This is a genomic window from Pedobacter sp. 05L430, from assembly GCF_056397585.1.
The window spans coordinates 1-6,373 of sequence record NZ_JBFTNT010000246.1; the positions used below are offsets into that span (position 1 = coordinate 1).

At 40.5% G+C, this 6,373-nt stretch carries 10 protein-coding genes; 6 read left to right on the plus strand and 4 right to left on the minus strand.

Translation table 11 applies throughout. The annotated features are described in order from the left end of the window. Positions 1-66: 66 nt before the first annotated feature. Positions 67-243, minus strand: a complete 177-nt coding sequence (locus AC1DG9_RS21310; protein ID WP_172663434.1) for a hypothetical protein — start codon at positions 241-243, stop codon at positions 67-69. Between the two features lie 261 nt (positions 244-504). Next, positions 505-1,326 carry an alpha/beta fold hydrolase gene (locus tag AC1DG9_RS21315; RefSeq protein ID WP_337714962.1) on the minus strand — a complete coding sequence of 274 codons (822 nt, stop codon included), beginning with the start codon at positions 1,324-1,326 and terminating at the stop codon, positions 505-507. A 451-nt stretch (positions 1,327-1,777) separates the two neighbouring features. Here AC1DG9_RS21315 and AC1DG9_RS21320 point away from each other — a divergent pair, with 451 nt between their 5' ends. After that, a complete protein-coding gene (locus tag AC1DG9_RS21320; protein WP_172663432.1) occupies positions 1,778-2,221 on the plus strand; it encodes a GNAT family N-acetyltransferase in 444 nt (147 codons plus the stop codon). A gap of 263 nt (positions 2,222-2,484) precedes the next feature. Further along, positions 2,485-3,048, plus strand: a complete 564-nt coding sequence (locus tag AC1DG9_RS21325; RefSeq protein WP_477635197.1) for a T6SS immunity protein Tdi1 domain-containing protein — start codon at positions 2,485-2,487, stop codon at positions 3,046-3,048. 206 nt (positions 3,049-3,254) lie between these two features. On the opposite strand, the gene AC1DG9_RS21330 is transcribed toward AC1DG9_RS21325, so the two are convergent. Beyond that, on the minus strand, positions 3,255-3,617 hold the full coding sequence (locus AC1DG9_RS21330; protein ID WP_288880101.1) for a hypothetical protein: 363 nt from the start codon (positions 3,615-3,617) through the stop codon (positions 3,255-3,257). 210 nt (positions 3,618-3,827) lie between these two features. Here AC1DG9_RS21330 and AC1DG9_RS21335 point away from each other — a divergent pair, with 210 nt between their 5' ends. The 3 genes from AC1DG9_RS21335 to AC1DG9_RS21345 all read left to right on the plus strand — a co-directional run bounded on the left by AC1DG9_RS21335 (position 3,828) and on the right by AC1DG9_RS21345 (position 4,757). Then, entirely contained in the window at positions 3,828-4,118 is a 291-nt protein-coding gene (locus tag AC1DG9_RS21335) for a hypothetical protein (RefSeq protein WP_172663429.1), read from the plus strand. Positions 4,119-4,159: 41 nt separating this feature from the next. Further along, entirely contained in the window at positions 4,160-4,351 is a 192-nt protein-coding gene (locus AC1DG9_RS21340; protein WP_337714958.1) for a hypothetical protein, read from the plus strand. 148 nt (positions 4,352-4,499) lie between these two features. Further along, on the plus strand, positions 4,500-4,757 hold the full coding sequence (locus AC1DG9_RS21345) for a hypothetical protein (protein ID WP_477612079.1): 258 nt from the start codon (positions 4,500-4,502) through the stop codon (positions 4,755-4,757). Between the two features lie 93 nt (positions 4,758-4,850). On the opposite strand, the gene AC1DG9_RS21350 is transcribed toward AC1DG9_RS21345, so the two are convergent. Beyond that, a complete protein-coding gene (locus AC1DG9_RS21350; RefSeq protein ID WP_172663426.1) occupies positions 4,851-5,036 on the minus strand; it encodes a hypothetical protein in 186 nt (61 codons plus the stop codon). 820 nt (positions 5,037-5,856) lie between these two features. On the opposite strand from AC1DG9_RS21350, the gene AC1DG9_RS21355 reads away from it, so the two are divergent. Further along, on the plus strand, positions 5,857-6,373 hold a 517-nt coding region (locus AC1DG9_RS21355), incomplete at its 3' end, for a DUF2911 domain-containing protein (protein ID WP_477635198.1).

Consider the following 6,373-nt stretch of genomic DNA (forward strand, 5'->3'; position numbering starts at 1 on the left):
ACAGGTTCTGACCTGAACACCTTTTTACAGCTAATAGAATATTTACCCGAAAACGCAAAAAGTATTTTAATGACCTTCTCGTTTACGTTGATTGTCTTTATTGGAAGTCTGGTCTGACCTCTGACCTCCGCCATTGGTAATTCCCTGTTGCTTTTTGTCGTCTTTGGCATTGTGATACATTCGATCTGAAGTAGGTTTGCCCTGTTCCGAACTGCTATGCCTTGCATCTTGTCTGTTCTTCATTGTTCTAAATTTAGGTTAATAAATTAAGCTTGATACATTAGCCTTCAGTTATATAACGATCACACTTTAGAATTGTTTTAATAAACAGGACATTAACACACTTGGCTATTTTGAAAATCTCATCTGGTAGGGAAAGTTAATCTTATTCATGAGTGTTGCTTTAACAATCGGCTCATTACCAATAAAAAAAAGCTGTCAAATTAAGTTATGACAGCTTTTCTGGGTTGCGGAATGTGCTAATTTCCAGTTATTGAAATCTGTTTAAGATTGAATAAAAGCCAGAAGATCTTTGTTGATAGTGGGTGCCTCAGTAGCCGGCATGCCATGAGGAAAACCAGGATATGAAATCAATTTCCCGTTTTTTAGTAATTTGATGGCTTTTGCTCCCGAGATAGGAAATGGAACGATCTGGTCATCTTCTCCATGCAAAACCAGTACCGGAATATCCACACTTTTAAGGTCCTCTGTGAAGTCTGTTTCTGAAAATGCCTTAATACCACCATGATGTGCTTTTACGCTTCCCATCATTCCCTGTCTCCACCAATTATCCCTGATGCCCTGCGATATTTTGGCACCTTCACGGTTATAGCCGTAAAAGGGGATGGTGAAGTCCTGGAAATATTGTGCCCTGTTAAATGCGGTACCCTGACGTATTTCGTCAAATACAGCCATCGGTACACCATCGGGATTGTTTTCTGTCTGCAACATTAATGGTGTTACCGCGCTGATAAGTACAACTTTAGCGACGCGGTTTTTCCCCAGGTTTGCAGCGTAATGAATCGCTTCGCCGCCGCCTGTTGAGTGGCCGATATGTATAGCATCCCTCAAATCGAGCGCCTCGGTAAGGGCTGCGACATCTGCTGCATAAGTATCCATATCGTGTCCACCGGAAACCTGACTTGATCTCCCATGCCCCCTGCGGTCATGGGCGATTACTCTGTATCCTTTTTGCAGAAAGAACATCATCTGCGCGTCCCAGTCGTCGCCTGATAGTGGCCAGCCATGATGGAATACCAGTGGTTGACCTGTTCCCCAATCTTTGTAATAAATTTCAGTTCCGTCTTTTGTGATAATCTTAGCCATAATTTTAGTTTTTAAGTTGTGCTTTTCGTTGATAAATCAAAGCTCTAAAATTTTTGTGGCCATTGAGTTGATGTAGGATAAGAAATTTTGATTTCGTTGCAATAAAATAGGATTAGACACACAAAAATTAAGGAAACAAAATCTCCACTAATAACACAGGGTATTTGACTTGTCACTACAAATTAAACTTCTGTGCATTCAGCAAGAAACGAATAGACTGTCCAAAAATATTTGAAAGGAACACGGCTGTTTTTTATATTTGCAGCGAACATCTTATTTATAATGTACGCAGCCGGATTTCATAATTCTCCGACAACACCGGAAAATAAATATAAAAACCACCTTAAATGACAAAATTCATGAAAGGGATACGCTGGTTGACTGCCTGATGAGACAGGTCATGTAAAAGGGCGTAGTAAAAATTTTTGACCTGTAATTGAAAACCTGCTTTATGATTTTTAGAACCGCGAAACTTTCAGATATTAAACAGATGCAGGTAGTACGGCATCTGGTGAAAGAGAATACTTTGAGCAATCCCGATCTTGTTCCTGATAAAGATGTGGCGTATTACATTTCCGAAAGAGGTAAGGGGTGGGTTTGTGAGGTGGATGGTAGGGTTGTGGGTTTTTCAATTATTGACCTGTTGGAAAAGAGTGTCTGGGCATTGTTTGTAGATCCGGAGTTTGCAGAAAAAGGGATTGGAAAGGAATTGCATCGACTAATGATCGATTGGTATTTTCAGCAGACTAAGGACAAGGTAGTTTTAGGGACAGCACCGAATACACGTGCAGAACGATTCTATCCACTTCAAGGCTGGACTCAGGTCGGAAGCTATTCCAATGGCGAAACTAAATTTGAATTGACTTACCAACGCTGGATTCATCGTGCTTTATAAAAAATGTTTAGCGAATCATTTATTCGTTTAGTCAGCGTAAGGCGTGCACACATTTGCCGTACCATCCTTAGTATTGTTACCCTGGATGGGTTTATCTTTCCCGTACTCCGCCTTAGCTGCCCTGCAAAACGTTTTTAAGCATAACCCTTGATATTTCATGAAGTTTTCAGAATATTTGTTGAAAGCGATGTTTGTTATTTCCCTTCTTTAGTAGTAAACCTCTTGTTGKAATGGTTCATCTGATTAAAACAACCCTTCGGCCTATGTTTGATATATTTTTTGAAAAATACCCGAACTATTCGATTGTACTAAAGGCAACAGGCGATGTATCGGATAAGTACGAGGGCAAACTGCCTCCTCAGCTTATTGACTTTTGGAATAGCTATGGGTTTGGAATCTTTATGARTGGCTATCTGAAGTTGATTAATCCGTTAGAGTTTCAACCTGTGTTTGATGAAGCCTATGACAATACGGATGTCGAAATCGTTTTTGGGGTTACTGCCCTTGGAGATTTCCTGACCTGGACAGGTGATGCGATCCGGGCAGTATATTTTAGAAATGGCAAGGATTCCATTATAGAAAGTGGGGATGACATGGAATGGTTTTTTGATATGGATTTAGCGGATGAGGGCTTTTTAAGGGCTAATTTGAGCGACCATAATTACCTCACCGCCAAGGAAAACCATGGAGCCCTGCAATACGACGAATGTTTTGGGTATGTGCCTTTGCTTAGTTTAGGTGGGCAGGAAAAAGTGGAGCATCTTCAGAAAGTAAAAATAAAAGAACATATTGCTATCATTGCCCAAAGTTTTGGCAAGATCAAGTAAGGTAAAGGATGTTTTTTTGATGAAGCATACATCGCTATGCGAAACTTTCGATAGTGGATCTTTGGACAGGTCTTAACCTGATGCCTATTATTAATTTGGGGTTCATGGGAAAGAGCAATTCCGCGACCTGTTCAGCGCCGACTGCAGGAAATTAAGGTAATGCACAAGGCAATGGCAATGTCCCCAACAGTGCCTCAGCAAAATAATCAATCTTTTTTCCCTTCAGGGTGTTTAAAATAGCTTTCCAGCACCGATATGAGTTCAGGTGATGCTTCTTTTGTACTACGTCTGTCCAGAGTATGTTGAGCTGAGTTGTACTTTTCAATAAAGGTGGCCTGGGTGCCATTGAATTTCAAAAATCCCTGCTCAAAATACCTTTCTTCGATTTCTCCAGAGGAATCCATCGTATGGAACCAAAGCTTCATCAGTGCGCCCGTTTGTTTATCGAAATAAAGCCAATGACAAGTTTCAGTATAGCTTGCGTTTTCTGGAAGATCCAAACGCTTGATCTCCGCAATCATTAGGCGGGCATTTTCAAAAAAATAAAGGATTTGGAATTTGGAAGACATTACCCAAAATTACCGTTTTGCTAGAAATACTGACCTATTTTTTTTCATTTTGTAATTTCGATAGATTTCCGCTTTGCAGTCCAGTAGATTTTCCTCTCATCAGCTCAAGTGGGCATCAAAGCATAAAATAAAACGCAGGATCAATGGCTCCTGAAATATTAAAACCATAAGTGTTTAAGATTGTTGTATTTACACCTAAACATTTTCACTATGAATATCCAGGAAAACCTCAAAAATAGTCAGGACGCTAACGTTAATAATGATGCCGCTCATGCGAGCCTTAAATCCTCTTCCGTACAGCCACTGAAAACCAGGGATAACAAGCGTAAGCATAATATTAATGCTAAGATGAGCATATCTCGAATGCAGGAAGAAGGACAGAAAGACAAAGCAGACCAACTGAAAGATCAGACAGGCGTGCAGGAGAATGGCAAAGAAGACGATGCCATGAACTATAAAAGCGATCGGGAAAATGGGGCTTACAATTCTAAAAACATTTAGGTGTTATCGATTTATAGGATTCTAATTAATAGCTATTTATTATGGAAAAGCAAATTCGAGATCAGCAGTCAAAGGAGCTGGAAGAGAAACGTAAAAAACAAGGTTTATCTGACTTTGAAGACAGTAAAGTTAACAGCCCTAGCGAATCGAAAACAGATACGGATGACGATAGCCCACCAGCTGATGCACTTGCTCCGTTCAGACGTATGGGTGAGCCAGGCTCAAGGAAATAGCGCTTCAGTGTGATGATAAAATTATTTGTCGTTTACGCCGACAGCTGGTAAATCTGTTCGAAGATTCGGGGCAATAGCAATCCACGATTGCTATTGCCATGATCTGAATATCAAGTATCTTTATTTTGTGATGAAAAAACTTAATTAAATGGGAAATATTGAAGAAGGATGGGAGCCATTTGAGGTTCAGGTGATCATTGAAGGGGAGCTGAGACCACTACTTGTAGTTCCTGATTTGGAAGAGCCTAAATATGCCATTTTCGACCAGCATACCACCCTGGGTGTGATGTGGCAGGAGTTGGGTGGAAGTGGCAAAAGCTGGTGCGGTGAAGGAATGGCTGTTGAAGCTTTACTCGAGCATCTTGGAGAGCAAATCGAAAATTACCTGCAGAACAAGCCTATATAGCATCCCAGAAAAGCCCAGAAAAACAGTACAGTTTAAGGCTTAGTTAATTTGTTGCTTGCCCCGGTAACTCTCATTTCCTGGAAGTTTTTTCAGTTAGCACCACATCCGCCATACAGGTGAACCATCGCTGACGAGTTCTTGGTTGATCAGCTCCCAAAGATCATGTTCATTTACTGGATTTTTAATCGAGTCAAACTGTTCATCTTCTGTTTCCTTTAAAGATACTGAAAGTACACCAGCTCCTGGAGCCGGCGCTTGATCATTGTTTAGTAATTTCATCTGTTGATTGTTTAATTAGTTAACACCTTTACGGTAAGAAAGTTTCGAATAACTGACTACATCCAAAGTTCCGGCAGCTTTCATTTGACATGCCTATAATGCAAAGGATTGCCAGACGGTTGACCAGCAGATCTGTGCCGATGAAACTGAAGAAGCGGATACATAGGAAGCATATACTTGTAGAAATCGAGGGATTTGAAGAGTTAAAAATCCGGAAGAAAATCTTTTAGTCTGCAGAAAGGAGCATGATGGTTATCCCGTAAGAATTGGATATACGCTAACAGCATATTATTACAGAAATCCTAGAGTGGGGGATTTGTACCTAAGCGCAAAAAAAAAACGTCTTATTTCGTGTCTGAGTTTTTCGACAAGAAAATATGTAGGAGGTTTTTTAACACTTTTTTATGAATCATTCATTTCGGGTCAAAATTGTCGCCTGAGCGACTGCCGGGCGTTACCAAAAATTGCGTGGTCGAATTACAAATATAGGCGACGAATTTTATTTATATCTGACATCCCTGAGCATAGCATTTCGTCGGGCTTAAAAACAAGCTTCTCTCAATCACTAAAAGGCTTTTCACGAGTTTCTCCAGTATGCAGATCAAATCAGCATTCCTGAGGTCATAATATGGTTCTTTCCCAATTTTGGACTGTCAGATGAGGCCGCGTTCTGCGAAAGAGGTGGCCTCATATGGAATAATACCCAGTCTATGCCGGGTTTTTTGTTTTTCCATGATTAGGTTAATTGAAGGTGTATTTAGGACAAATGACAGTCGAATGAAAATTTGTTATATTAGTAGCAATCAAAAAATTAAATGTTATGAAAAAAATATTTGTACTGTCTCTAATTGTGACTTTGTTTACTTCAGCAACTTTATTTGCTCAGGACAAACCAAAAGAAGATAAAAGTAAACGCCCGAGTCCGCCTGCAATCGCTAAAGGAACAACTAAATCAGGCACAGCAATCACGATCGATTACAGCGCACCTTCGGTAAAAGGCCGTACTGTAGGTAAAGAAATCGCACCATTTGACGGTAAAGTTTGGCGAACCGGAGCAAACGAGGCCACTATTTTTGAAGTGGGTAAAGATGTGACCATTGACGGAAAAGCTTTGCCAGCCGGAAAGTACTCATTGCACTCGATTCCTGGCGCGCAGGACTGGGTGTGGATTTTTAACAAGACCGCAAACCCGGCGGGTCCCTATGAATACAAGGAAGCAGCTGACGTCATTCGCGTAAATGCCAAAACTGGAAAAGCAAAAAGCTTCGTGGAAAAAATGACTTTTACCATCGATAAATCAGGTAAGGTTGTTTTAGAATGGGGCAATATTTCAGTGC